At 35.4% G+C, this 24,710-nt stretch carries 23 protein-coding genes; 8 read left to right on the top strand and 15 right to left on the bottom strand.

Features of this window, described 5'->3' with window-relative positions; translation table 11 throughout:
- The first annotated feature begins 32 nt into the window (after positions 1-32).
- The 6 genes from B0I10_RS06035 (at position 33) to B0I10_RS06060 (ending at position 4,207) form a co-directional block, all read left to right on the top strand.
- The gene (locus B0I10_RS06035; protein WP_112085609.1) at positions 33-281 is read left to right on the top strand and encodes a type II toxin-antitoxin system ParD family antitoxin; all 249 of its coding nucleotides are present in this window, start codon (positions 33-35) and stop codon (positions 279-281) included.
- A complete protein-coding gene (locus B0I10_RS06040; RefSeq protein WP_112085610.1) occupies positions 278-577 on the top strand; it encodes a type II toxin-antitoxin system RelE/ParE family toxin in 300 nt (99 codons plus the stop codon). The genes B0I10_RS06035 and B0I10_RS06040 overlap by 4 nt, the downstream gene beginning before the upstream one ends.
- 40 nt (positions 578-617) lie before the next feature.
- Entirely contained in the window at positions 618-1,046 is a 429-nt protein-coding gene (locus B0I10_RS06045) for a hypothetical protein (protein WP_112085611.1), read from the top strand.
- Between the two features lie 155 nt (positions 1,047-1,201).
- Positions 1,202-1,684, top strand: coding sequence for a DUF4348 domain-containing protein (locus B0I10_RS06050; protein ID WP_112085612.1), 483 nt, complete (start codon positions 1,202-1,204; stop codon positions 1,682-1,684).
- Between the two features lie 175 nt (positions 1,685-1,859).
- Complete coding sequence (locus tag B0I10_RS06055; protein WP_112085613.1) at positions 1,860-3,029, top strand: ATP-grasp domain-containing protein; 1,170 nt, start codon at positions 1,860-1,862, stop codon at positions 3,027-3,029.
- Between the two features lie 344 nt (positions 3,030-3,373).
- On the top strand, positions 3,374-4,207 hold the full coding sequence (locus tag B0I10_RS06060) for an alpha/beta hydrolase family protein (RefSeq protein ID WP_181456904.1): 834 nt from the start codon (positions 3,374-3,376) through the stop codon (positions 4,205-4,207).
- 325 nt (positions 4,208-4,532) lie between these two features.
- Here the strand turns inward: B0I10_RS06060 and B0I10_RS06065 are convergent, their stop codons facing one another.
- Positions 4,533-6,437 carry a CocE/NonD family hydrolase gene (locus B0I10_RS06065; protein WP_112085615.1) on the bottom strand — a complete coding sequence of 635 codons (1,905 nt, stop codon included), beginning with the start codon at positions 6,435-6,437 and terminating at the stop codon, positions 4,533-4,535.
- A 134-nt stretch (positions 6,438-6,571) separates the two neighbouring features.
- Here B0I10_RS06065 and B0I10_RS06070 point away from each other — a divergent pair, with 134 nt between their 5' ends.
- Together B0I10_RS06070 and B0I10_RS06075 are read left to right on the top strand one after the other, a co-directional pair.
- A complete protein-coding gene (locus B0I10_RS06070; RefSeq protein WP_112085616.1) occupies positions 6,572-7,096 on the top strand; it encodes a methylated-DNA--[protein]-cysteine S-methyltransferase in 525 nt (174 codons plus the stop codon).
- A 224-nt stretch (positions 7,097-7,320) separates the two neighbouring features.
- On the top strand, positions 7,321-10,026 hold the full coding sequence (locus B0I10_RS06075; RefSeq protein WP_112085617.1) for a phosphoenolpyruvate carboxylase: 2,706 nt from the start codon (positions 7,321-7,323) through the stop codon (positions 10,024-10,026).
- Positions 10,027-10,147: 121 nt separating this feature from the next.
- On the opposite strand, the gene B0I10_RS06080 is transcribed toward B0I10_RS06075, so the two are convergent.
- The 14 genes from B0I10_RS06080 to B0I10_RS06145 all read right to left on the bottom strand — a co-directional run bounded on the left by B0I10_RS06080 (position 10,148) and on the right by B0I10_RS06145 (position 24,697).
- Entirely contained in the window at positions 10,148-10,894 is a 747-nt protein-coding gene (locus tag B0I10_RS06080) for a maleate cis-trans isomerase family protein (RefSeq protein WP_112085618.1), read from the bottom strand.
- Between the two features lie 86 nt (positions 10,895-10,980).
- Positions 10,981-11,889: a fumarylacetoacetate hydrolase family protein gene (locus B0I10_RS06085; RefSeq protein ID WP_112085619.1), complete on the bottom strand. Its 909-nt coding sequence runs from the start codon at positions 11,887-11,889 to the stop codon at positions 10,981-10,983.
- Between the two features lie 53 nt (positions 11,890-11,942).
- A complete protein-coding gene (locus B0I10_RS06090) occupies positions 11,943-13,127 on the bottom strand; it encodes a retropepsin-like aspartic protease (RefSeq protein ID WP_112085620.1) in 1,185 nt (394 codons plus the stop codon).
- Positions 13,128-13,137: 10 nt separating this feature from the next.
- Positions 13,138-14,247 carry a cupin domain-containing protein gene (locus B0I10_RS06095; RefSeq protein WP_112085621.1) on the bottom strand — a complete coding sequence of 370 codons (1,110 nt, stop codon included), beginning with the start codon at positions 14,245-14,247 and terminating at the stop codon, positions 13,138-13,140.
- Between the two features lie 134 nt (positions 14,248-14,381).
- A complete protein-coding gene (locus B0I10_RS06100; protein ID WP_112085622.1) occupies positions 14,382-15,647 on the bottom strand; it encodes a DUF418 domain-containing protein in 1,266 nt (421 codons plus the stop codon).
- Positions 15,648-15,687: 40 nt separating this feature from the next.
- A complete protein-coding gene (locus B0I10_RS06105; protein ID WP_112085623.1) occupies positions 15,688-16,740 on the bottom strand; it encodes a proline iminopeptidase-family hydrolase in 1,053 nt (350 codons plus the stop codon).
- A 42-nt stretch (positions 16,741-16,782) separates the two neighbouring features.
- Positions 16,783-17,652 (bottom strand): ester cyclase, encoded by an 870-nt coding sequence (locus tag B0I10_RS15795; RefSeq protein ID WP_245942955.1) that lies wholly within the window; start codon positions 17,650-17,652, stop codon positions 16,783-16,785.
- 105 nt (positions 17,653-17,757) lie between these two features.
- The gene (locus B0I10_RS06115; protein ID WP_112085624.1) at positions 17,758-18,687 is read right to left on the bottom strand and encodes an NAD-dependent epimerase/dehydratase family protein; all 930 of its coding nucleotides are present in this window, start codon (positions 18,685-18,687) and stop codon (positions 17,758-17,760) included.
- 62 nt (positions 18,688-18,749) lie between these two features.
- Positions 18,750-19,268, bottom strand: coding sequence for a nuclear transport factor 2 family protein (locus B0I10_RS06120; protein WP_112085625.1), 519 nt, complete (start codon positions 19,266-19,268; stop codon positions 18,750-18,752).
- 114 nt (positions 19,269-19,382) lie between these two features.
- Entirely contained in the window at positions 19,383-20,105 is a 723-nt protein-coding gene (locus tag B0I10_RS06125) for a hypothetical protein (RefSeq protein ID WP_112085626.1), read from the bottom strand.
- Positions 20,106-20,278: 173 nt separating this feature from the next.
- Positions 20,279-22,162, bottom strand: coding sequence for a tetratricopeptide repeat-containing sensor histidine kinase (locus B0I10_RS06130; protein WP_181456905.1), 1,884 nt, complete (start codon positions 22,160-22,162; stop codon positions 20,279-20,281).
- Positions 22,163-22,177: 15 nt separating this feature from the next.
- A complete protein-coding gene (locus tag B0I10_RS06135) occupies positions 22,178-22,906 on the bottom strand; it encodes a LytR/AlgR family response regulator transcription factor (RefSeq protein WP_112085628.1) in 729 nt (242 codons plus the stop codon).
- Between the two features lie 93 nt (positions 22,907-22,999).
- Positions 23,000-23,983: a carbon-nitrogen hydrolase family protein gene (locus B0I10_RS06140; RefSeq protein ID WP_112085629.1), complete on the bottom strand. Its 984-nt coding sequence runs from the start codon at positions 23,981-23,983 to the stop codon at positions 23,000-23,002.
- Between the two features lie 291 nt (positions 23,984-24,274).
- Positions 24,275-24,697 carry an acyl-CoA thioesterase gene (locus tag B0I10_RS06145; RefSeq protein ID WP_112085630.1) on the bottom strand — a complete coding sequence of 141 codons (423 nt, stop codon included), beginning with the start codon at positions 24,695-24,697 and terminating at the stop codon, positions 24,275-24,277.
- Between the last annotated feature and the right edge of the window lie 13 nt (positions 24,698-24,710).

Here is a 24,710-nt window from a genome sequence, read left to right on the forward strand (position 1 = left end):
CTTGGTATATTTGTTTTTTAAATTTATTTGTCATGGCAAAAAACACATCAATACTATTAGGAGATTATTTTGATGATTTTATTAATCAGCAATTAAGAAGTGGTCGGTATTCTTCAGCAAGCGAAGTTGTAAGAACTGCATTAAGAATGTTTGAGCAAGAAGAATCAAAAAAAGCTGAACTTATCAAAGAACTTAAAAAAGGAGAAAAATCCGGATTTGTAAAAGATTTTAACAGAGATACTTTTTTAAAAGATTTACATAACAAACATTTGAGTAAATGATTTACAAAATAAGTAAAGAAGCATCAAATGATCTTGAAAAAATTTGGCTTTATACAATTGAAACTTGGTCTGCAGAACAAGCTGACAGGTATTTGAATTTGATTTTTGATGAAATAGAATATCTATGTCAAAAACCAAATTCTGGTTCTGATTCTAGCCACGTCAGAAAAGATTATTTTCGTTCTCAGGTCAAATCCCATTTTATTTTCTACAAAATCAACGAAAAACAAAGTGAGTTAGAGATTATCCGAATTCTCCATCAACAAATGGATATAGAAAATCGGCTAAACGAATAAAATGGCAACTGCTAACAGCCGTTGTAAGCAAGTTTAAAAAATGAGTGCAAAAAAGAAAACCTTTGTTGGAATCACACTAATATCAATTACCTTAATAATTGGCTTTGTTTTTTATGGTTTATATTTAATGGCTGATGAAGATAAATATGGTGATTTAGTTTATATAAAAGAAGAAGTTGAAAATGGTGATTTAATCTTGAAATGTAGCAAAGAATATTTTAGTAACAAAGAATCTGAATTTGACGAAATTGGAATAATAGAAAAGTCATTTGGTCAAGTTTATGTTTGGGATAATAAAAATACTTTAAAAAAAACTCTGTTTGATTGGTGTGAAAGACAAAACGCACAAAAAGTTATAATTCTAAGAGGTAAAAGAAAAGTAAAAAACTTAAACATCCTAAAAATTGATGGTAATTATAATTATTTACTAAACTCAACCGAATACGAAAAAATAACTGAAACTTTATAAAAAACAAGCTTACAACACCGGTTCCAAGATTGCGGGTTTTGGGCTTAATTTAAAGTTGGTTTTGTATCTTTGAGTTCAGTGTTTAATCGAAAGTTTTGGGCTTGTTTAGTCCGCAACCTCGCAAAGCCTGAGAACGTTAGCAGTAATTTTTAGACATGAATATACATAAGACATACTTCTATCTAATTCTCGTTTTAGCTTTTTTAGGATGTAAACCTGAAGTTGAAAAAGTAGAAGTTAAAAAAACAACAGAAAGTAGAAAACAAATAAGTGGAATTAAGATTCCTGAGAATGTTGATGGTGATTTCAAAACTTTCCTTTACTATTTTAGTAAGGATTCAATCTTCCAAATAAGTCGTGTAAATTTTCCGCTAAAGGTTATGGAAGTTGATCAAAATAATACGTTTGAGCAATTAGAAATGATTATTCAGAAAAATGAATATACAAAACTTGACTTTGAATATCCAAAAGATGCTTTGACAAGGGAAACTAGCAGATATACACAAAACATTAAAACTAAAGATAACAAGTCCGATGTTGAAATTAGAGGATATGATAATGGAATCGATACAGATTATTTTTTTGAAAAAGAGAATGGAAAATGGATTCTTAAAAGTTGGGACGACAATTCAAACTAAAAAAACTACTGGTAACAGCAGTTTGTGATTATGGCTGGTTTTGGTCGTATCAGAAATGTCTCGGCTGACTGAAATTTTAGTTTTATTTGAAAACGCAAGTGATTGAAGAACGCCACAATCACAATCTGCAAACCGTTGGCGGTAATTTGGATGAAACTATAAATAGAAAATAAAAATGTACCTCATAGACAAACCCTATATTTCAGATTTTCTTATCGATACGATAAAAGAAAATCACTATCAGGTTGTTGCAACAAAAGTGGCTAAAGAATTAGTGCGAGACGCTTCCATCCATTGGATTAGCGAAGAAGAGGCGATAGCGACTCTAAAAAATAACCCTTCTCAGCGGGTCTATTCCAATTCGGAAAATGCTCTCAGTTGGATAGATAAACACTTTGGGGAAAGTGAATTGTCAAAACAAATAAATATCCTCAAAGACAAGGTAAAATTCAGAGAGCAAATTAGATCCCTGTTTCCAGCATTTAAATTCCAAAAAATCAAGTTTGAAAACATTCAGAATATTCCTGCGGAGGAATTGTCATTTCCATTTGTCATAAAACCATCCGTCGGGTTTTTAAGTATTGGCGTTTATATTATAAATGATGAAGATGACTGGATTAAGGCAAAAGAGGAAATAACGCCGGAAAATCTTAAAAGTATTTTCCCAAAAAATGTACTCGATACTTCGCACTTTATTCTTGAGGATTTTATTCAAGGTGAAGAATACGCGGTAGATTATTATCATAACGATAAGGGTGAAGTGGTTCTGTTAAATGTTTTACACCACGTTTTTTCATCGGGAACAGATACAAGCGACAGAGTATATTCGACTTCTAAAGCAATAATCGAGCAATATAAATCTGAATTGGAGCAGTTTTTAAGCACCATTGGCAATCAACTTCATTTAAGGAATTTTCCGGCTCATGCAGAAGTGAGAATAGATAAGAACGGCAAAATTATTCCTATCGAAATCAACCCACTTCGTTTTGGAGGATGGTGTACTACGGCTGATTTATCGGGAATTACAGTCGGGCTTAATTCGTACAAATACTATTTTGAAAACACTTACCCCGATTGGGATAGGATTTACGAAGGCAACGAAAACAAAATTTTTAGCATCATCGTTTTAGATAATAATTCAGGTATTGAGCCTGCTGATATTGCAGCGTTTGATTATAAAGCACTTGCTGATGATTTTGAAAACCCTGTTTTGATAAGAGCCTTAGATATTAACACATATCCTCTTTTTGGTTTTGTTTTTACAAAAACTGACCAAAAAAATAAAAAAGAATTATACGATATTCTCAGTTCGGATTTGAGAAAATATATCATTGTTAGAGAATAAAAACTACCGCAAACAGCGAGCGTTTCGGTGGACTTGCAAAGCCGCCAATGCAACTCCTATGGAACGGAATGGCTTCTACGTTCGCCCACTTTAGGGATTTCGTTACTAGTTTTGATTGAAATTCAAGAGAATTTATAATCCTCTTTTTTTGAGGTATTGTCTGGCTAACTTCTTATCCTTTCTTAAAATTCCGGCATTGACCATCGGTGTTTATCCGTAAACTAGTTTTCTATCACTGATTTTATCTTCCTTTTTCTATTATTAAAAAAAAAAACATAACTTTACTTTAAATAATAAGCTAAACTAACCGAATGCATTCTTACAGCGATATAAAAAATGAAATCATGAGCCTACTGCTATTTGTTTCGCTTTTTCTTTTTTCGTGTGGAGAGGACAAAGAAGTCATTACGGCAACAACATTCAGACAAACCAGAACCATTACCTATAATGGTACTAGTGTTGATGTTGTTATATACAAACCAGCATTAAATGAAGCGGATGTCTTAATTGTATTTCACGGTACGGTGCCTACTGATAGTGCAATACTAACTGCTGCAAATACAACTCTAGATAAGTTCAAGGGCATTTTGGACAACACCAACATGATGATTGTCAGTGTTGCCTACCCACAAGAAAATCTCCTTTTCGGAGACAATATCGTTCAAGCAGAAGCCGCTTTGTTATGGGTTAAAAACCTAGCCAGTCAGGAACTGGGTATTACTGTAAATAAGATTTTTTTAGCAGGACACTCACAAGGAGGCTATTTGGTGACTCGTTTAAATACAATGCACCAAACAAACGGCGTAATTGCAAATGCTCCGGGACCATTAAATCTAGTTTATCGCTGTGAATTAGAAGAAAATAGTCAAATTCAATCCAGTGCTGTTTGTACCAAATTACGAAATGTGTATGGAACAACCGATACTAATCCGAACGCATACTTTCAAAGGTCATTATTAAACTTCACAGCAGGTTTCAAATCAGATATTTTATTTATTCAAGGACTCAGTGATTCTCCCATTCAACTCTATTCATGGCCAACTTTTAAGCAAGATGTATTGAGTTGTTCCACTTGTCAGCAAAGTGAATTTATAGAAATAAACGGTGGCGGACATACCTCCCTGTTCGATAGTCCATCAGCAAAAACCGCTTTTAATGACTTTATCAACAGCAGGTGAGCTAGCTTTAGTCTGCTATTTTATCCGGTTTAAATTACTGGTTTAACCCGTTGGGTGCTATTTAATTATAAAATGATTTTGCCACCAATTCACTAATTTTTTGGAATAATTTTTCGATTTAATTCAAATTTTCATCAAAGATGAACAAATAATTGCGTTTGCCTATTTTTAAAATTCGAGCATTCGTGGTAAAATATCCATTATAATTTTGAATTAAGTAAGCACGCGAACCGGGTTGGTTTAAGTTCTTCCTACCGCTATTTTTAAGCGAACAAATTGTTTTTACAACCCACAATTTTGATGATCATAAAGCATATTATTTCTTTTATTTTTGAAAAATTAAATCCGATAGCAATGTTTTCTCCCCACCAATTTCAATTACGGATGTTCCACTGATTGTAATGGTTGATTTGATAAAATCGGCCGCTTCGGCTTTGTAGATATTGTCTACATATTTCTGTGGATTTCTGTCAATGTAAGGAAACCAAGTACTGTGAATTTGAATCATGATGCGGTGCCCTTTTTTAAACGTATGCAAAATATCTTGTAACGGAAATTCTACTTTAGTCACTTCATTCGGAACAAAAGGTTCCGGTTTATCAAATCCATTTCTAAAACGACCTCTAAATGTCTCGTGGCGAACCAATTGTTGGTAACCCCCCATAATGATATTCGATGGATTATGGTCATAATTGGGATGGTCCTGTGGATAGACATCAATTAATTTTATAATAAAATCGGCATCCGTTCCCGTCATAGCTACCTGTAAACGAGCCATTATTTCACCTGAAAACACCATATCTTCGGTTAGTGGCTCACTTTCAAAAGTCAGTACATCGGGTCTTTTAGACGCTTGCCGTTGGTCGTCACTCATAAAACGTCGGGGTGTAAATGTTAATCCTTCCGTTTGCGAAGTATAAGGAACCGGTTTCATTGGGTCGCTTGTGTATTCAAACGATTCTTTTTCAGAAGCAGGTTTGTTGATGCTTAACACTCCCTTTGAATTAAAATATAATGTGTAGGAGGGAAGCCCCTTTGGTGGCCACGTTTCAAAGGTTTCCCATTTTTTACTGCCTGTATCAAAAATATATGCTTCCGGTAATTTTTTGTTGGTTTGGTCTTTTAAGTGCGTTCCGAAGAAATTACGTTCGATTTCTTTTTGGTAAAAAGTGGCAATACTATCGCCAAAGTAGATATGATTGTGGGTTGATTTTCCCCGTTCACGTGCCCAATCGCCATGAGCCCACGGTCCCATAACCAATGTGTTTACCGTTTTTGGATTGTTGCGTTCAATACTTTTGTAAATATTCAACGGACCGTATAAATCTTCTGCATCAAACCATCCGCCAACCGTCATTACAGCCGGTTTTACGTTTCGCAAATGAGGCAAAATATTTCGCTCTTGCCAAAAGGAATCATAATTGGGATGGTCGACAATTTGATTCCAAAAGAAATTGTCGTAATGGTATTCTTCTGTAAAATTTTTCAGCGGACCCATTTTTAAATGGAAATCGTAACCGTCAGCAATTTTTTGTTTACGAAAACGATTGGCCGCCTCCGCATACCAATTTTCTTTGGTTTGAGTGGTTTTGTGGTACCCAAAAACAGCGAACGCAGCCGTATAACTTTGTAAAAAAGCACCCATATGATGAAAGTCATCAAAGAAGAAATCAGCTATCGGAGCTTGCGGTGAAACTGCTTTCAAAGCCGGATGTGCGTCAGGTAAAGCAGCCGCAGCATAATGTCCGGGATAAGAAATACCAAACATTCCGACACGACCGTTGTTTGGTTTCACATTTTTAAGTAACCATTCGATGGTGTCCCACGTATCAGAACTTTCATCAATTGCTTTTTTGTCTTTTGGATTGTTTCCGGGTATATTCGGTCGCATGTTGTCAAAAACACCTTCGCTCATGTAGCGACCCCGAACGTCTTGAAAAACCAAAATATACCCTTCCTGAATTAAAAAAGGTGAAGGTGTTCGCACTTTATAATTGTCATTTCCCGACGCGTTGTAACACGTACGATTCATTAAAAACGGGTATTTTTTTGAGGTGTCTTTGGGCGTGTAAATGATTGTATACAATTTAATTCCGTCCCGCATGGCGATGAGATGCTCCGATTTGGAATAATTCATTTGCATGTAAAGCGAATCTGTTTTTGGCGTTTGACCAAACGAGAAAAAGGAGCAACATATAAAAGCGAACGAGAGCAAGAGCAGATTTTTCATACCAACTGTTTATTTTCAAATGTACTAAAGTTTTTTTGGATTTTGTAAGCATTATTTAATTCAAACGACTACAAAACATTACTACATTCTATTTTTTGCTATCTTTACGACTATCATTTTAAGGGACAACCATTTTGACTTCAACGATCGCAATTCTTCATTATTTTTCGCCTGTGGGTGAACTCATCTTGGGTGATTATAACAATCAATTGTGTTTGTGTGATTGGCGGTATCGCAAGCTGCGAAGCGAAGTTGATAACCGAATTCAAAGCGGGTTGAATGCTGTTTATGAAGAACGGAACACCTCTTTATTGGAGGAAACCCAGCGACAATTATCGGATTACTTTCAAAAAAAGCGAATTACGTTTAATTTACCATTATTGTTGGTTGGCACCGATTTTCAACAAACCGTTTGGAATGCTCTTCAAGAGATTGACTACGGCAAAACGCAAACTTATTTGGGTTTAGCCAAACAATTAAACAATCCAAAAGCTATTCGGGCAGTAGCTTCGGCCAATGGTGCAAATGGTTTGTCTGTCGTTATTCCGTGTCATCGAATTATAGGAAGCAATCATGAGTTAGTAGGCTATGCCGGCGGATTAGCTGCCAAGAAAAAATTATTGGAATTAGAGGATGGGAGCCAGTTAGCGTTGTTTTAGGTGTTTTTATTTTTCAGCCTAGTTGGGTACAGAGAGTACTTGTTTATTTTTATCTTCTTACAATTCATTAAATTCTGTACCTTTGAAAGTGATAGAATAGATGCTCTATTTTTAAGTAATTTTAATCGATTCTTTTAAAATAGATATTTACTTTAGCATGGAATAAGCACATTCCTTTCAGAACCTAAAATGCAGTTCCTATTTTTTAAATCACGTTTAAGATAATGAAAATTAAAGAAAACCCTTTTCAAAAAATTTCTGATGATAGACTATTTATTATCAATTGCTACACAGAAATGTTATCTCGTATCAATGAACAAGAGATCATTGAATTAATCAATAAAACCTCCAAAGAAGTCACGGTAGACCGCAGTGTTATTTCCAGTGAAAAAATAATTCAATCCTTTAGTATATATTTTCAATTGATGACTTTGGTAGAAGAAAATGCGGCTACACAATACCGTCGGAAATTAGAACATCATGAAACAATAACATCCATCAGGGGTTCTTGGGCAGAGACGTTTAAAATATGGATGGATGCGGGTGTAAAGGAAGAAGAAATGCTTAACGCAATTTCAAAAACCAAGGTTATTCCGGTACTAACCGCACATCCAACCGAAGCTAAAAGAATAACCGTAATTGAAATTCACAGGGAATTGTATTTACTCCTTGTTCAGAGAGAAAATACCTCTTTAAGCAGCTTAGAACAAAATGAAATTAAGGAAAAGATCATCCATCTTTTGGAGCGATGGTGGAGAACCGGAGAAATTTATTTAGAAAAACCGGATATTCGAGATGAAAGAGCCAACATCCACTATTATTTGAGTAAAGTTTTTCCTTTGGTTTTGAATAAAAGTGACGAGCAAATTAAAAGTTCTTGGATAGAATTGGGTTTAAACCCCAACAAAATTAAAAACCCAGATGTATTTCCAAAAATTAGCTTTGGTAGTTGGGTTGGTGGTGATCGGGACGGACATCCGTTTGTAACACCCTCTGTAACCGAGGAAACTTTACTGCTTCACAGAAGAGCTGCCTTGCAACTAATTAAAGACGAATTGATGCAGTTGGTAAAGAAATTTTCAATATCGGGTCTTACTAATCCTGTTCCTTTTTTGCTGACAGAAGCTATCCAAGAAAAATCAAAAGCATTGGGCGAGCTTGGTTCTTTTGCTGTTCAAAGAAACCATTACGAACCATGGAGACAATATTTGAATTTACTTTTACTCAAAATTGAAAATACAATTTCTGAAAAATTTGCAGATTCAACTACTTATTATAAATCAAGTGCCGTTTTAGAAGAAGATTTGAGATTTTTAAGAGAACTGTTGGTGCAAAATGGATTGAAAGGACTTGCTGAAGATTTACTTTTTCCTATGGAAAGAACCGTAAAATGCTTTGGTTTTCATTTGGCAAAATTAGATATCAGACAAAACAGTGCTTTTCACGATAAAGCCATTTCACAGATTTTACAATCCAGTGGAGAAAAGGATTATGATTTTGAGAACTGGTCTGAAGACAAACGTATTGAATTTTTAAACAATCAGTTAGCAACTAATTCATTGCTCACGGATGTTACCATTTCCTATGGTGTAGAGGCAGACAACGTTTTAGATTGCTACCGAGTTGTACGTCAACACATCAATCGCTATGGATTAGCCGGAATTGGTTCGTTTATCATTAGCATGACTCGAAATTTAAGTGATTTGCTGGTGGTTTATTTCCTGATGAAAGAAACACAATTGTTAAGTACAAGTATAAAAGTTGTTCCCTTATTAGAAACTATAGAAGATTTGACCAATGGACCTGTCATTTTAGAAAAGTTTTTACAACATCCACTTACCAAAAAAAGAGCTGAAAAATTATCCTTTCATCAAGAAGTCATGTTGGGCTACAGTGACAGTAATAAAGATGGAGGAACGATAGCGAGTAAATGGAATCTCTATAAAACCGAGCAATTGCTTTCGGAAGTTGGACGAAAAAACCATACAGCGATTTATTTTTTTCATGGTACCGGAGGAACTATTAGTCGAGGTGGAGGCAAGTATCATCGCTTTTTAGAAAGTATGCCTGAAAACACAGTAAACGGCACCATTAAGATTACGGTGCAAGGTGAGTCTTTGGCACAATTATTTGGCAATCCACAAACAGCTAAATACAACCTGAATGCACTGTCGTCCGGAACGGCGAGACATACTATTAATACTACGCTGCAAGCAAAACCGATTGATTATCCGCTGCAAACCATGGAGTTTTTGTCGCAAAAATCTTTTGACCATTACCGGAGTTTAATAGAAACACCCGGTTTTATTGATTTTTATAGTAAAGTTACTTGTATTGATGTGCTGGAAAAGAGTAAGATAGGATCGCGACCGGCCAGAAGAACCGGAACAAGAACACTTACTGATTTGCGTGCCATTCCGTGGGTGTTCAGTTGGAACCTTTCCAGAATTTCATTAACCGGTTGGTATGGTCTTGGGGAAGCATTAAAGGCACTAAAAACAGAAAGACCAAAAGAATATGAACAGTTAAAGGAATCCATTCCGCATTGGAAGTTTTTAAAGTTTCTCTTTATTCAAACAGAGACTAATCTGATCCTTTCAAATCATGAGATGATGCACTATTATGCAACTTTAGACGAAAAGGTGGAAGAGCGAAAATTATTCATGGATAAAATTCTTAACGACCATGAAAATGGTTTCAAGATGATTGAAGCGCTTTTTGATGAACCTGCCTCTCTTAGAAGAAACGGACAATATGATAATTTAAATTGGCGAAATGACAAATTGATCACTTTACATCAATTACATTTAACCTATTTAAAAGAGTGGCGTAGCATTAAAGAAGAAAACAGTATAGAAAAGGAAAGGATTTTAACCAAGTTACTTAGTTTGATTAATGCCATCTCGAGCGGGTTAAAAAACACAGGATAAATTTCAAACAGGAACTAAATGATGTAAAAAAACACATTTACTTTTTTTAAAAACAAACGGGATTTAAAAAATTTTAAATCCCGTTTGTTTGTTAATCGGTTATGAGTAAAGCTGCAGTGAATTAATATTTCCCACTCAACAATTCCCCACCTATACTTGATTTTGCCGGAATGCCTAACTTTTTCATCATTTCATACGTTGTACAAACTGCCGCAGAAGTCACGGGAATACCGCATTCGGCTTGAATCAAATCAATGGCTTCTAATGATGGCATTTGCACACAAGCAGAAACAACCAAGACATCGACATCAGTCAAATCCAATTGCTTATAAATTTCTAACAAATTCATTGGATTTTGAGCAGCAACTTCTAAGTTATCCGGAATTTCCAACGCAATGCTTTCTTTTACTTTAATGCCTTGGTGTTCAATATAATCCACCACCATATCCGTTAGCGGACGCATATACGGTGTAATAATCGATATTTGTTTGGCTCCCAGCACTTTCAATCCATTGATTAAAGCACCGGCAGAGGTCACAATAGGAGTAGGGAAGTCGTTCGCCACGGTTTCTTGATGCAAATTCACTTCCGATACACAATGATACCCGCGACCCATGCTCATGATGGCTACCAAACAGGCATAGCCCATTACATCTACCTGAGCATCCGACAGTTCTTGTGCACATTTGAGACTCATGCCATCCATGGCTTCGAGTTCTTCTTTGGTGACTTTTTTCATTCGCATTCGGCTGGAATGAAACGTGAATCGTTCCGGTAAAATGGTTTCCCGAGCTCTAAAAATAGCTGGGATTTCAGTTTCCATGGTAATGTTGGAGGAGGGGACGATTTGGCCTATTCTGTATTTCATCTTGTATTTTTTTTGAACACAGATTTAAGAAATCTAAGAAATTTTTAAAATTATTCTAATTTCTAAAATCTGTGTTCTTACTGTTTTTATATTTCTTTCACTGTATTAATTATCGTTCCAATTCCCTCCACAGTGGCTTCCACCACATCGCCATCCCACATCCATTCTTGTGGATTACGACCGGCACCAACGCCGGCCGGCGTTCCCGTTGCGATGATGTCGCCTGGTTCAAGTGTGAAAACCGTACTTAAATCTTCAATCAAATCATTAATATTAAAAAGTAAAAATTGAGTATTAGAATTTTGCTTTTCAATTCCGTTTACTTTCAAAGATAAATTCACATTGTGTGGATTTGGAATTTCATCTTTCGTGACCAAATAAGGACCCATTGGAGCGAAGGTGTCTTGGCCTTTGGATACAATCCATTGACCTTCACGACGGCAATCACGGGCAGAAATATCATTAATCACGGTATAACCGAATACATAATCCAAGGCATCCGCTTTTGGAACATATTTTCCTTTTTTTCCGATGATAACAGCCAATTCTACTTCCCAATCTAATTGTTGGGTGAGTTTTCGGTTTAATAAAATAGCTGTATTTGGACCGGTAACAGTTGTAGGCGGTTTGGAAAAAATGATGGGTTTTTGTGGTAATTTTCCGGTCGTATCCAATGTTCGTGCACTTTCTGCGACGTGTTCGGTATAATTTAATCCGATTCCGATGATGTTTTTTCGCGGACGTTGAATCGGAGCCAGGATTTCCACTTCTTCAACCGTATAGCCAATTTGTTCAAAGTCGATTTCACGTGTTTCGTTGACCATTTCGGTAATTTCTTCAATGATTTCAAATCCTAGATCGATTAAATCTAACATATCAATTGGCAGCGGAAAATTGGATATTTCGCCAAAATCTTCCATGTCGATGATTAGGTTGTTGTGTAGAAATCCTAGGCGAGGTGCGGTGTTTTTTGTTTTGTAGGTGAGTAGTTTCATGTGTGAAGGTGCTAAGGTGCTAAGGTACTAAGGTTTTAAGTTGAAGTTAAGACTTATTGTTCAATTTTTACAATTTGAGTAGTTACATTATCTTTAGATTTAACTTCCAATTCATAGGATTGATTATCTTTTCTGAAGTTTTTGATTTTGACAATATCACAAAATTCCATTTCTTTCAGTACAAATGAATCTACTCGGATAATTTCGTCTCCATAACTTAGTTTATCTCTAAAAGTAGCATCCCAAACAAATCCGACTGCATATTTATTATCAATAATTGTAGCACTGTAAACAGGCGGTTTTTTATCCCAAACGACATTTTCAACCGCTTCAAAATAGAACTTCTTCTTTTTAAAGTCGATTATTATATCGCCGTGTTTTAATACATCTAATCCAATTCTGGAATTATTATCATCGGTTGTGTTTGTAATCAAGTTTTCAAATGTGGTTTCATTTAGTTTTAAAAAAGGAGCTTTGAGTAGAATTTGTTCCTTTTCAGGAGCGGCTCCAAATAATCCAATACTACTGGAACCCGTACTTCTTGCCATTTCTTCAAGAATATTCTCGTTAGAAAAAATAGAATACGCTCGGTTAGACATTTCATAAAAACCGTCCATACCAGTGTCGATTAGCACTTCTTCGGACACTCTATCTTTATTACTATTTGAAAAATAAATTTTAACGTAAGGTGATTTTTGTTCACTAATTAGTTTCAATTTAGAAGGCTTCGCTTTTGTTTGAAGGTTTTTAATATGATCGGTAATGATAATTTTTTTATCCTTTAAACTGATTTTAATCACAGAATTACGCAATAAATTACTCCCAATAAAACCGTCCATTTTAAAACATTTTAATATAAAATGGTTATCCAAATCACTCACCAAAGCCGCATTGTTATCAAATGTAAGATTACCTAGTTTCATTGATTCGATGGTAACCATTTCCATTTCATCGCTTTGATTGTTTGCATCTGAAACGTTAATTTTTCTACTGTTTTGGACATTAATTTCCGCTAAAACTGTTTTTGAAATTACGTTTGGTGCACCAGTATCTAATAAAAACTTAAACGTTTTATTATTGATGACGACAGGAAGAATGATTTTATCATTAACCAATTCGAAACTGATTTCTTCGTAGTACTTCTTTTGATTGATTTTTCCTTGATCAAAGGCTAATTTTTGAGAAAATAATAAACTTGAAACAAATAAAAACAGCAGCGATATATTTAATCTTATCATTTAAGTTATTTTAGTTATAATTTTGAAAACCATTATTTTCTATATAAATTTTCTCTTGATATAATCCCAGTTTCTCCATCACCGGTAAATCGTTAAAAGCAAACAAACACGCATCTTCCGTATCCGAAAGATTGTGATGTTCGTGCCAAGCCCAAGACGGAACACAGAAAATATCTCTTGCAGCCCAGTCAAAACGTTGGCCGTTAATGATTGAGTAGCCTTTTCCTTTGGCACATTGGTACACAAAAGATCCGGTATGTTTGTGTGCTTTCCCCTTAAAACCGGCAGGCAATAATTGAATTGACGCACCCATCGTTTGCATAACGTGACCACCGTTGAGCGGATTGGTATAATTCATAAAAATTCCTTCAATAGGATTGACTTCGCTCACTTTTTGAGCTTCCAACAAAGCGGGATATACTTTTGACCATGAATATTTGAATAGCGGAGAATAGGGTTTGTCCCAGGTTTGATCCGCTGGAATTAATCCGGCACAACCATAGGTAATGGGCGAGTAATTCAATGGAGCTACTATTTCTTGCTTACCGTCTAAAACCGCATAATCATTGGCTTCTAAGGCATTGACTAGCGGAATATCGAGTCCGTCCTGCCAAATACAGGTCTTTCCACCTTCTTCCACACCATGTTCATGCCAAGTAGAATTGGGTGTAATCACAAAATCGTTGACTTCCAGCATGATTTTATTCCCATCTACTACAGTGTATCCTTTTTCACCTTCCATAATAAAACGAAGGGCAGAAGCACGGTGACGATGGGCAGAAGTAAATTCGCCCGGACGAGTCACCTGAATACCTGTATATAACCAGCCTACCGCAGCAGCCACATCTTTTCGTTTGTCATTCACCAAATACACCACACGACGTCCGGCTTGTTCCGGAGTAACGAGTTCGGAAGATTTTAAAACTAATTCGCGTAAAGCATCATATTTCCACAGCATTGGAATAGAAGAGGAGCGAGGTTCCCAGGGTTCAATATCGTTGGCTACGGTCCATAAAGCACCGGCTCCTAGGTTTTCTAATTCTTTGTAGTACGCTTTCAATTCGTCGGAATCTTGTACTCTAGCTCTTCCGTATTGGTCGTCTGAATGATTTTCGTTCATGGTATAAGTTCAAAGTAATGTTGTAAAATTACACTATTTCTTTGAATTTTTCAAGTCCGTTTTTGTAGTTGATATTGGAGTTATACTATACATTAATCGTAAAATTGTTCGAATTGAATAAACCTTTTTACAACCTAAGCAGAAGGAGTAGTATTTTGGATTATGCGAAAAGGTTGTTTCTTTTTATACGTTAACGATCGCCAAAACCATTCAATCGGTCCGTATTGAAAAAACTTGAGCCAAATGGTACTGAAAATGATTTGAAAAATAAAAACAGTGATTCCGAATAAAGTGAAATAAACCGGCCCAACTTGTCCCATCATGTCTAATCCGGCACCAAGAAAAACAAAATTACCAATAAGTGAATGCGTGATATAGTTTGTAAAGGCCATTTTGCCAACCGGTGCAACTACTAGTAAAAGTCTTTTACCCGGTTTGGTTTGAAAACCTAACATCATTAGCCCTACATAGGATAACGCTAATGGAACAACCCCTAAAGCGTAAAAGATAGTTAGGTACCATCCGCTGCGTTGTAAGCCATAATATTCGCCGCTTTTGTCTGATGACATATAGGAAGCCAAGAAATAATTAAACGTGAGTCCAACGATTAAACCGAGTGCAATAATTGCGTAAACGGCTCTTTTATGTTCTTGCAGGTTTTTATAAAAATCGGAACGGCCGATTACATATCCAATTAGAAACATCCCCAGCACTTTTGAAATTCTGCTGACATAGAACAAATAGCCGAAGCGACTGAAAAATGCAGCGATGTTAAGTTTAAGCTGATCCAACCAAGAACCTTCGTGCATGACTGTCATGAATTTTTCTTGATTCATTTTATCATAAAAAAGCGTATCGATGTGTCTTTGGGTTTCGAATAGCTTTTCAGCAGGAAAATTGAGAATGGGAAAATTCATTTTTAATCCGTACAATGCAATTGGCGAGAGGATCAGTAACACCCCCGTAATCAATAAAGTTTTATTCGACAACTTACGCAATGGCAACATCATAAACCCAAGTAATGCATAAAAGAAAACTATATCACCTACCCAAATCAATAGATGCAATGCACCTAGTAGAAGCATGATAAAAAGTCGCCTTCTTACAATTGGAAAAGCGTCAATGCCTTTTGCAACACCGCGTTTGAATTGTAGCGCAATTCCCCAACCAAACAATAAGCTAAAAATGGAGTAGAATTTCCCTTCTATAAACATGTAATGTAAAAACCGCATGGTATAATCCCAACCATCCACCATATAGGGACTCACTACTTTAGCATTGCCATTATAAAAACTAAAGCTAGCCAGATTAGCAATAAAAATACCAAGTATAGCAAATCCACGAAGAGCATCCATAAAGGTTTCGCGTTCGTTTTGTTGGGTTGGTTGAGTCGTTCTCAAGAATAACAGAATTTGTTTCGCATTTTAAATCTATTGCAGGTCATTTAAAACCACCGGTATTGACGTCTTTAATAAACGTAATTAATCCATTAAAATACGTATTTGGATCATCGTAAAATGCACAATGGCTACCATTTGGACAAAGCAATAATCGTCCGTTTTGCACTTCATTGGCCACCCATTCCATGTGTTTGGGGTCCATTGTGTCATGTGTTCCGGCAATGACTAAGGTGGGCGTTTTGATTGTTTTAAGTCGAATGGTTACATCCCAATTTTTTAAAGTGGCATTTCCTGTCATCCCAAATTCGCTGTGACCTTGCATGTAAACATAAATGTTAGGATTTAGATGTTTGAACATTCGGTTTATCGGTTCCGGCCATTTTTCAAGTGGCATCCGTAGAATATGCTCCGTGTAGTAATGATTCATCAACAACTCACTATACCGAGGATTATTAAAGTCATGCTGTGCTTCTAAGTCTTTGATTTCTTTTAAAATTTCCGGTTTTAATTTTGGACCAAGCACTTCATTGGCGTATTTGCCATATTCGGGTGCACTCATCATCATATTGGAGATGATTAACCCTTTTAAATTGTCTTGGTATTTTAAGGCATATTCCATAGCTAAAATTCCACCCCAAGAGTGTCCTAACAGATAGAAATTATCTTTGGTGAGGTTCAACGCTTTTCGCACTTGTTCTACTTCTTCTACAAAACGTTCGGTTGTCCAAAGCGTTGAATCATTGGGTTTATCGCTGTAATACGAATCCAATTGATCATAATAAATGTATTCAATCTCTTCGTTTGGCAAATAGCCATCAAAAGCAGCAAAAGCTTCGTGAGTTCCACCAGGTCCGCCATGTAATAATAGCACTCGCATTTTAGGGTTATTGCCAACTCGTTTAGTCCAAACGTTAAAAGTGCCTTTCGGCGTGTTAATTGCAATCATTTTGATACCGCCTGTCAGTTGGTCCTCGCTATTGGAATAATCAAAGTAGCGTGATTTTGAAGCTGACTCGTCGTTTGATTTTTGTTTTTGAGTGCAGCTTGTCAGCAAAACTATTATTACAATTAAAAAGAAATTCGTGTTTTTCATGATGTAAAAATTAAACTATTGAATGACATAAAGATATGTGTTTTATTTATTGAGTGCATCATTCAACTTTTTTGTATCAACATACTGCTGAAAACAGCTTATTTTTCCGTCTTTCAACGTCCAAAAATGGGCTACCTGAGCATTGTATTCTTTTCCATTTTTGTATTTCCCTTTGTACCGTAACGTTGCTAATACTTTGTTGTTTGACATTTCGTGCAGTTCAATTCCATCCAAACTAAAGAAGTCGTGCTCACCAACCACACGGCCGAAAACACCATTCAAAACAGCATCAGGTCCAATGTATGGATTGCCATCGGCATATTTATTTCCCTCTGCTTCGTTCCAAACAATCTCGGTATCCATATAACTCAATGCGGTTGGAATATCACCTTTAGCGAATGCTTTGTATAAATTATCTACGATTGTAGTATTATTTGGATCAGACACTAAACCTAATTGCTGCAGAAAAACCAAACTATCCATAAAATCTTGTTCCTGAGCAATTTTACCGTTTTTCATTACAGCAATAGTAACACCGGATAAATCAACTGACTTTCCGGTGGGGGGAATTCCGAAGAAAGTTCCGGTGTGTTTCCCTTTAAAATTCCACTGTTTTACAATTTTATTCCCTTGACTTAAAATTTCAACAATCGTAAACTTTTTTTCAGAAAATCCGGAGATATAATTTTGGTAAAAAGATTTAAAAGCCTCAATTCCTACAATGTTTTCGGGTTGCGAAATAAGCGTAATATTTGAATCAAAATTTTTGTCCTTTATTAAATCAATTTGATCTTTATTGACAATGTTATCCCAAACTTGTTCATACATTTTGATATCGTTTCCAACCGTACTTTTTTGAGCAAATGTTATATTTAAAAGTACTAAAGCGATTAGTATCATTGATTTTTTCATTTTATAAAAGTTTTTTGAATTATTAATTTTTAATTGCGTTGTACTGAATCATTGCTATGAACTTTAACAATTATGTTATTTCTTTTATCGTTTCAAATTGAAATTTTATTGTGTTAAAGTTTCCAAAACCGGTCTGAAAGACATATTCAAATCCTTTTTCGCCAAATCATTTTTGTAAATTATCTCCGCTGATGATTTAGGTTTTCTGTCGTTCAACATTTCGTGCACATCTGATACTTTGTATGTTTCGCTGGTTAACAGGTAATCTTTACCGTGTAAATTATTTGTCGTTGCTGCTTTAAAGGTTGCCAGTGCCACGTCTTTCACATCTACAATGGCAAAAGGCACATCATTGTCAAATAAAGATTGAACAAATTCATCGGGAGCGATTTTATTTTTGATTAAAAATTGCATGCCGGTCGAAGTAGAATCTTCTCTGTTCGACATCGATTTTCCCATCACCATCACGGGTGAAACAGAACTAATTTCGAACGAAAGGTTAGGATTATCTTTTATAAATTCTTCCACCACTTGATTGGCGATGAATTTCGCTTGACTATATGGGTGACTCATTTCGCTAGTGAACCGTTTGTCGTTTTCATCAAACGTATCCGTAAAACTTTTACCCTCTGCCGGCATTGGAAAATTGGTATTCCAAGCCGCAACGGATGCAAGAAGAACCACTTTTTTCACACTTGGCGTTTCCTTGATGACTTTCAAAAAGTTTTCTGTGCCTTTGATGGTAGGGGTGAAGAGTTCTTTTTCGGGGTCGGTAATGGTCAGTTGGAAAGGTGTTCCGCTGTGAATAACGATATCACATTCACTAACAAATTCTTTGAGTTGTGCTTTGTCTTCCACATTGAGTTCTTCGATGTACAGATGATGGGCATTTTTCAAATTCATCAAATGTTGGTATTTTTCTTCTTTTGAAATATCCGTTGCAGAAACTTTAACTTCGAAACCATTGTCTAAAAATTGCTTGGTGATAAAGCTTCCTATAAATCCGGAACCACCAATGATGCCTACTTTTTTCATTTCTTCATTTTTTAAAGAAACCTGCAAAGCTTTTGAGTTCTTTACAGGTTTTGAATTAATAATTATTTTGTGGTTGTACTGTCAACCGCGGTTGTGGCGGCAGAAAGTTTTTGCATGTCCATGGCAATTTTAGTGTTATTCCAAAAGCCTACTTCGCGAACAATTTTACCGTTTACAAACTGAGCAGTGATGGCACAAGGCAAGATGTATTCTTCACCAGTAGCTTTTAATGTGCCCTTCCAATCACCCCAAAAATTAACCCACGTTTCGCCGTTATCGGTAACTACCATTTCATATTCTGATTCGGAGTCAATAAAATCTATATTCGAAAAAAGTTTCGTGTCTTCTTTACTTACTTCGATTAATTTATCTATGCTAACTGCTTTGTCTTTGGTGACATTGTGTTCAATTTTTGCCGTGTCCGCATAAAATGATTTCATTGTTGCCCAATCTGCTTTTTCATAGGCTTCGATTGATTTTTTAAACGAATCAATTTCCGGAGATTGTTGGGTGTACCGTTGCTTTTCTTGACAGGATGCCAAAACAACTAAACCGATAACTACAATTGCTATTTTTTTCATGATTATATTATTTTTAAGATGATTTGTTCTAGTTCACGTATCAATAAATTATTTTTATTCGATTTAGCAACAGTGAACGCGTACATTGAATTTATAAGGTTTAATTGAATTATTTTATTTGCTCATTTCTTTATTAAGTATGTAGGTATATCCCCATGAGTCATCTATAGCACCTCTAAAATCATTTCGCACTTGTTCGGCTTTTTTTACGCCATGTTTATTTTCCATGATTTTCCAAACCCCATCTTTTTCGATATCCATTTCTGCTAAATCTTTATACGAAGTTGTCACCATATAATCAGGTGCATCTTCGGCACCGCCCATAAATGAGTACCATGAACCTCTAATATCTCCTTCAACAGCTTTTAGTGTGTTATGAACTTCTTTAAGGGTTGCATTAAAAACGGTTGAGTTTTTTACTCTAAAGTACGTTACCCACACCACGGTGCGATCCGGAGTTACTTTTTTGGTGCTCATTTCCGGCATAGTAGAAGCCAAATGATATACACTTTTTTCAATGTGAGGCATGATCATATTGATAACAATATCTCTACACGCTTTGCCGGCTTCATCGTCTTTGTCTAACTCTGCCCAGTTTTTAACTAACCCTGTTAAAGCATAAACGGTTCCTTCTCCTTGTATTCTTGACCAAAGGTTCCACGATTCGGTGCCTTTGTTTTTTTCATAACATTCTTTATACATTTTTACACCTGCCTTGAATTGTTCATTATGACCTTGCTTGATCGTTAATTCAGACATTGTTAAAATTTGACGTTCTGCAACTTGTGCCATAGCTATTACTGGTAATAGCAGTACTAAAAAGAGTAATTTTTTCATGTTTAATTAATTTTAAGATTAGTTGAATTGGATGTAAATCCGGTACTAAGTAAAATGTAATTAACTGAAAATGAAATAGGTTTAGGACGAATTGGCTGGAATAGTGTCCGAAGAAGGGGTTTTACTTATCGAAATGTGCCTATTGGTCAATATGTCAATGTGAAGTGTGATGATTAAGCCGCTTTTCGCAATTTAAAATCAAAAATATGGGTTGTTCCATTTTCTGATTCTTCTTTCATAGTTCCGTTTAATTGTTGGGTGAGGAGGGAAACTAGCTGAGTTCCGAAACCGGTTCCGTGCGTAATTCCGGATTTTCCGATGCCATTATCGGTGACAACCAAATGAAGATGTTGGTCATTTTGCTTTTCTAATTTAATGGTAATTGTTCCTTTATCGCCTTCAGGGAAAGCATACTTGATAGTGTTCGTTAGTAATTCATTGATTATCAACCCTAAAGGAACAGCTGTGTCAATGTCTAAATCGAGTTTTTCCATCGCTAAATTCAATTTTACTTTTTGTTCTGCACCAAAACTGTCGAGAATACTTTGACTGAGGTTTAAAAAATAATCTTTCATTTCGATAGAACCTAAATTTGTTCCTTGATAGAGTTTTTGATGAACGATGCTAATTGAATTCACTCTATTTTGTCCTTCTGTCATCGCTTCTTTCGTTTTTAAATCATCAATTTGAGCCGATTGTAAAGCAAGTAAACTCGATACAATTTCCAAATTATTTTTCACACGGTGGTGAATTTCTTTCATCAATAATTCGTTTTCCGCATTTTTTTGAGCTAACAAACGATTGCTTTTGCTTCGGTTTCGATAGCTGATCAAGGCAAAAATCAATAACCCTAAAAGCAAAGCAACAACAACAATTCCCAAATATTGAACTAACTTTTGTTGGGCTATTTTAGCTTCCTGAAAAGCGATGGTTTCCTCTTTTTTCTCAGTTTCGTATTTCGTTAGCAGTTCCGACATTTTTGCATCACTTTCAATCGAACCGATGCTATCTCTTAAATCATAAGCTTTTTGTTTGTATGATAATGCAGATTCAAAGTCGTTTAGCTTCCGGTAAATTGTACTAACATGGTGATAATTTTCAATTAGATTTGCAATGTCATTATTCGTTTCCTGCAATCGAACGGTTTCCAGTTGATAGGGAAGAGCTTCTTTGTAATTTCCTTTTAACAGATTTATTTCCCCTAAATTGGCAGTCACCGTGGTGATTCCGTTATGGTAGTTGGATTCTTTTGCCATTCGCAAACTATTGGTATAAAAACGAATCGCTTCATCATATCTTCCTAATTTTTTGAGTGCATTTCCTTGGCTGTTGCCAATATCAACCAAGCTGGTCAATCCTAAATTTTGTTCTTTAACGATAGCGGCTGCTTTATTAAAATAGTCTAATGATACTTGATTTTTTTCCATCGCAATGGCAACGTCTCCGGCATTACTATAAACGTAAAAGAATTCAGAAGTCAAGTTATTTTTTTCTGCCATTTCGATTGCTTTTTCAGCATAATCCAAGGCTTCATTCAATCGGTTTTGCTTGGTTAAATCCCACGAAATTCGGGTCATTGCATCACAAATTCCGGCTTTATCATCAATGCTTTCCATTAATTTTAAAGCGTAAATATTCTTTTGCATCGCTTTTTCATATTCACCCTTTTTCTTTAAAACCCAAGCCATTTTAAACGAAGTCGATGCTTGTCCTCTTCTATTTTCAATGGCTTTATATCCTTTCATTGCCTTATCAAAAAATAGATTAGCAGAATCTAGCTGAAGTAAGTTGGCGTGCATTCTGCCTTCCATTTCATAAAATTTAGGTTGCCAGTTTTTATCGTTTACTTGATCGGCAAGTTGGACACCTTTTTTGGCTAATTCCAATGCTTGTTTCATATCATTTCCAAAAGCAATGTTGACCATTTCGGAAATGATTTCAAATTTTTTGGTTTGATTTTTTTCTGAATTTAGTTTCCGTTCTAATTCTGCCAAAGTGGCTTGTTGACTATGAATAATAAAAGGGAACAACAGAAAAATTAGTAGTTTTAATTTCATAGTCATCAGATAAATTTATACTTTTTGTATGTGAAGTAATAGTTGTTTTTTTAATTCAGGACTTACGGGAATGGCTTTTTTGGCAATCACCAAATGACTGGTGGCAATTTCGTCGATGTGATGCATATTTATGATAAAAGAGCGATGAATACGCATCAGGTTTTTGACATTCAACTTTTCTTCTAAATCTTTTAACGTACTGACAATAAGGTGTTCTTTTTCTTTGCAATGGATTTTGCAGTAATTGCGTTCGGCTTCAATATAGAGAATGTCGTTGATGTTAATTTTTATCATTTTATCGTGGCTTCGAACAAAAATCGAATCACTCATCACAAAAGTATCTAACTCATTAACTTCTACTTTTTTTTCTTCTTGAATGCGAAGAATCGTCAATTCAATGGCGTGTTGTAAATCTAATTTTTTGAAAGGTTTGGAGATAAAAGCGTACGGATTTGTTGTTTTTGCTCTATTAAAATGAGTATCATCCGCATTCGCAGTTAAATAAATAATCGGAATTTTGAATTCTTTTTGGATGATGTGAGCCAATTCGATTCCATCCAAATCACCCTTGAGATAAATGTCAAGGAGTAAAATATCCGGTGTATTTTCACGGATTTTCGGCAAAACTTCTTCTGCTCTGGGAATGATTCCAATTACATCATACCCAAGACTTGACAATTGAAGTGCAATATTAGCACCAATAATCATCTCGTCTTCTACAATAAGAATTTTGATTTTTTCCATTAAGAAAATAACTTATAAATGAATAACTTCAATAATAATCTTAAAATTCTAAATGGTAGATCTACAATGGGCGGATAAAAATACGATTTTTATTTAACTTTTGTTAAAATCTTCATGATTATCTATAAATGTTATTTTTCGGGTAGGTGCGGTGTTTACACGAAGATCAAAAATATCAAAGCGATTGTAATGTCCGAGAATATCGTGCATTTGTTTTGGTTGAATGCATTTTTCTAGGTCGATATCGGCATACACAATTCCTTCATCATCAATCAAAGGTTCGCCCACAACCGCTCCGTTTGGTCCTATAATTCCTGAGAAAGCGGAACTTTTACGCGTCAATAGTTCTTCTATATTCGGAACATCCGGTTTTAAAATGTCCATCATTTCTTTGGAAATAGTGGAACACGAAACCACAGTGAATAATTTCCCTTCAAACGAATGAGCAGCGGCACGAATTTTAATAGCTTCCGCCATATTGTAATCGGGTGGAGCAACTGGAAGTGAAATATAGTTGGCAATGTGAATCAATTCGCCTTGTGATAATAACGTAAATCGAGCTAAGGTGTTGGTGTTTTCACCACACGCCAAAGTTCCGATGGGACCGATTTCGGTTTTATATACTTTTAAGGAGGAACCATCACCGCTTGACCAAGTCAGTTTTTCTGCCCAAGTTGGTACTAACTTGCGGTGTTTTCCGATAAGATTTCCGTGGTTGTCAATGATGAGATTGGTATTGTAAATTTCGCCATAACTATCGCCACGTTCGTTAATTCCAATGACCACGTGCATATTGAAATCTTTTGCTGCTTGAAATAACGGTTTCATCGACTCATCCGTTACAGCGACTGAATTTTTATATAATTGCTCGTACCATTTACTGCCTTGCACGGGTGTCATAATCCAGTTCCAATAGGGATATCCGGCCACAAAAACTTCCGGAAATGCAATTAATTGAGCTCCGTTTGAACTGGCTTCTTTGATGAAAGATATTGCTTTTTCAATGGTTTTCTCTACGTTTAAAAAAACGGGTGAGGTTTGGACGGCGGCGGCTTTGAATTTGTGGAATTGAATCATAATTAATATTTTTTTTGAACACAGATCGAAGAAATTTAAAAAATTTTTAAAATCTATTTCTTTAATTTCTTTAATTTCTCTAATTTTTAAAATCTGTGTTCCTCTTTTTAAGTTTTGAACACAGATTAAAGAAATTTAAAAAATCTTTAAAATTTATTTTTTTTTATTTCTCTAATTTTTCAAATCCGTGTTCCTCTTTTTAAGTTTTGAACACAGATTAAAGAAATTTAAAAAATCTTTAAAATTTATTTTTTTTTTATTTCTCTAATTTTTCAAATCCGTGTTCCCATTTTATATTTTGAATTTTGAGATTTTCTCTTTCATTTCATCTGAAAAACCTTCTGCTTTTATTTTCTCCCGGTCTTCGGCGATTTTAACGTTGACTAGGGTTACTTCGCCTTCTAAAACGGTTACTTCTTTTTCATTCACGAATTGAAATCCGCATAAAACAGAGGCAAAACCAACGTCTTTTACCCATAATTTTTTGGTCAAGACTTCTCCTAAACGAGCCGGATTTTTGAATTGAATTTTCAAATCAACTGTTGGAATACCGTTCGTTTCGTGCATTTTTGAAAACGGTCTATCGAGTGCTTCTTCAAACCAATCTTCTACTAAATCATTGAGCATTTCTAAAAATCTTGGATAGAACACGATGCCTGCGTAGTCAATGTGTTTGAATTTTATTTTTTCTTGTTTGGTGAAGATGTTGTTCATTTTTTTTGTTTTT

This window comes from Flavobacterium lacus, from assembly GCF_003268815.1.
Taxonomy (GTDB): domain Bacteria; phylum Bacteroidota; class Bacteroidia; order Flavobacteriales; family Flavobacteriaceae; genus Flavobacterium; species Flavobacterium lacus.

Excerpts from the sequence above, each read along its gene's own strand:
- B0I10_RS06035 (WP_112085609.1), top strand. The coding sequence starts at position 33 with ATGGCAAAAAACACATCAATACTATTAGGAGATTATTTTGATGATTTT.
- B0I10_RS06040 (WP_112085610.1), top strand. The coding sequence starts at position 278 with ATGATTTACAAAATAAGTAAAGAAGCATCAAATGATCTTGAAAAAATT.
- B0I10_RS06045 (WP_112085611.1), top strand. The coding sequence starts at position 618 with ATGAGTGCAAAAAAGAAAACCTTTGTTGGAATCACACTAATATCAATT.
- B0I10_RS06050 (WP_112085612.1), top strand. The coding sequence starts at position 1,202 with ATGAATATACATAAGACATACTTCTATCTAATTCTCGTTTTAGCTTTT.
- B0I10_RS06055 (WP_112085613.1), top strand. The coding sequence starts at position 1,860 with ATGTACCTCATAGACAAACCCTATATTTCAGATTTTCTTATCGATACG.
- B0I10_RS06060 (WP_181456904.1), top strand. The coding sequence starts at position 3,374 with ATGAGCCTACTGCTATTTGTTTCGCTTTTTCTTTTTTCGTGTGGAGAG.
- B0I10_RS06065 (WP_112085615.1), bottom strand. The coding sequence starts at position 6,437 with ATGAAAAATCTGCTCTTGCTCTCGTTCGCTTTTATATGTTGCTCCTTT.
- B0I10_RS06075 (WP_112085617.1), top strand. The coding sequence starts at position 7,321 with ATGAAAATTAAAGAAAACCCTTTTCAAAAAATTTCTGATGATAGACTA.
- B0I10_RS06080 (WP_112085618.1), bottom strand. The coding sequence starts at position 10,894 with ATGAAATACAGAATAGGCCAAATCGTCCCCTCCTCCAACATTACCATG.
- B0I10_RS06085 (WP_112085619.1), bottom strand. The coding sequence starts at position 11,889 with ATGAAACTACTCACCTACAAAACAAAAAACACCGCACCTCGCCTAGGA.
- B0I10_RS06090 (WP_112085620.1), bottom strand. The coding sequence starts at position 13,127 with ATGATAAGATTAAATATATCGCTGCTGTTTTTATTTGTTTCAAGTTTA.
- B0I10_RS06095 (WP_112085621.1), bottom strand. The coding sequence starts at position 14,247 with ATGAACGAAAATCATTCAGACGACCAATACGGAAGAGCTAGAGTACAA.
- B0I10_RS06105 (WP_112085623.1), bottom strand. The coding sequence starts at position 16,740 with ATGAAAAACACGAATTTCTTTTTAATTGTAATAATAGTTTTGCTGACA.
- B0I10_RS15795 (WP_245942955.1), bottom strand. The coding sequence starts at position 17,652 with ATGAAAAAATCAATGATACTAATCGCTTTAGTACTTTTAAATATAACA.
- B0I10_RS06115 (WP_112085624.1), bottom strand. The coding sequence starts at position 18,687 with ATGAAAAAAGTAGGCATCATTGGTGGTTCCGGATTTATAGGAAGCTTT.
- B0I10_RS06120 (WP_112085625.1), bottom strand. The coding sequence starts at position 19,268 with ATGAAAAAAATAGCAATTGTAGTTATCGGTTTAGTTGTTTTGGCATCC.
- B0I10_RS06125 (WP_112085626.1), bottom strand. The coding sequence starts at position 20,105 with ATGAAAAAATTACTCTTTTTAGTACTGCTATTACCAGTAATAGCTATG.
- B0I10_RS06130 (WP_181456905.1), bottom strand. The coding sequence starts at position 22,162 with ATGAAATTAAAACTACTAATTTTTCTGTTGTTCCCTTTTATTATTCAT.
- B0I10_RS06135 (WP_112085628.1), bottom strand. The coding sequence starts at position 22,906 with ATGGAAAAAATCAAAATTCTTATTGTAGAAGACGAGATGATTATTGGT.
- B0I10_RS06140 (WP_112085629.1), bottom strand. The coding sequence starts at position 23,983 with ATGATTCAATTCCACAAATTCAAAGCCGCCGCCGTCCAAACCTCACCC.
- B0I10_RS06145 (WP_112085630.1), bottom strand. The coding sequence starts at position 24,697 with ATGAACAACATCTTCACCAAACAAGAAAAAATAAAATTCAAACACATT.